This is a genomic window from Stenotrophomonas sp. P5_B8 (genome assembly GCF_054049855.1).
In genome coordinates this window covers 1-990 of the sequence record NZ_JBFULO010000751.1, presented here as the reverse complement: position 1 = coordinate 990, position 990 = coordinate 1, and the positions used below count along the sequence as shown (strand labels likewise).

The following is a 990-nucleotide window of genomic DNA, read 5'->3' as shown; positions in this document are numbered from 1 at the left end:
CCTCCGACGCCTCGGCGCTGGTTCGCTGCACCTTCGACACCCATGTGCGCTTCATCGAAGCCGCCGACGGCGGGTTGCGGGTGGTGGTCAACGACACCGATGCCACCGACGAGCTGCGGCTTGAGACCACCGGGGCGCTCGCCTCGGCCATTGCGGCGATCCCGGAGGTCCGCGCGGCGCTGAAAGAACGCCAGCGCGCATTCAGGTTGGAGCCTGGGCTGGTCGCGGACGGCCGCGACATGGGCACGGTCATCTTCCCGGACGCGCCGTACAAGGTGTTTCTGACCGCCAGTGCCGAGGAGCGCGCCGAGCGCCGGCATAAGCAGTTGAAAGACAAGGGGGTTTCTGTTAACTTTGATGACCTCCTGCGCGAGATCATGGCCCGCGACGCCCGTGATGCACAGCGCACAGTGGCGCCCCTGAAGCCGGCAGACGATGCCGTCATCATCGACACCAGTGGCATCGGCATCGACGCAGTCGTTGCCAACGTGTTGGATCTGCTTCCGGTTTCGGGTGCCTGATCCGTTGTACAGGAGGACCGTCAATCCATCGGCGGTGTCGCACCATCGCAAGGCTGCAAAAGCTCCGTCCCGCAATGTTGCGTGGCGGTTTTCCTACTTAACACACGACCTGCGTTACCGGGGTCGACCAACAGGCGGGCAGTAAGCGGTTCCCTTCGGGGGCCAATGCCCATGTGTCCAACAGAGTAAATCTAATGACCGAATCATTTGCCGAACTGTTCGAAGCCAGCCAGGCCAATCTGGCCAAGCTGAAGCCGGGCTCGATCGTCAGCGGCGTCGTTGTTGAAGTCCGCGGCGACGTCGTGGTGATCAACGCCGGCCTGAAGTCCGAAGGCATCGTGCCGATCGAACAGTTCCGTAACGACGCTGGCGAAATCGACGTCGCCGAAGGCGATGTCGTCAAGGTTGCCCTCGATTCCATCGAGAACGGCTTCGGCGAAACCGTCCTGTCGCGCGAGAAGGCCAAGCG

At 62.8% G+C, this 990-nt stretch carries 2 protein-coding genes; both read left to right on the top strand.

Annotation, left to right across the window (positions count from 1 at the left end):
• Positions 1–521 (top strand): (d)CMP kinase (gene cmk, locus ACXJKH_RS21225; protein WP_457322337.1); only part of this gene is annotated, 521 nt, incomplete at its 5' end.
• A gap of 194 nt (positions 522–715) precedes the next feature.
• The coding region (locus ACXJKH_RS21220) for a S1 RNA-binding domain-containing protein (protein WP_457322335.1) at positions 716–990 on the top strand (275 nt) is incomplete at its 3' end.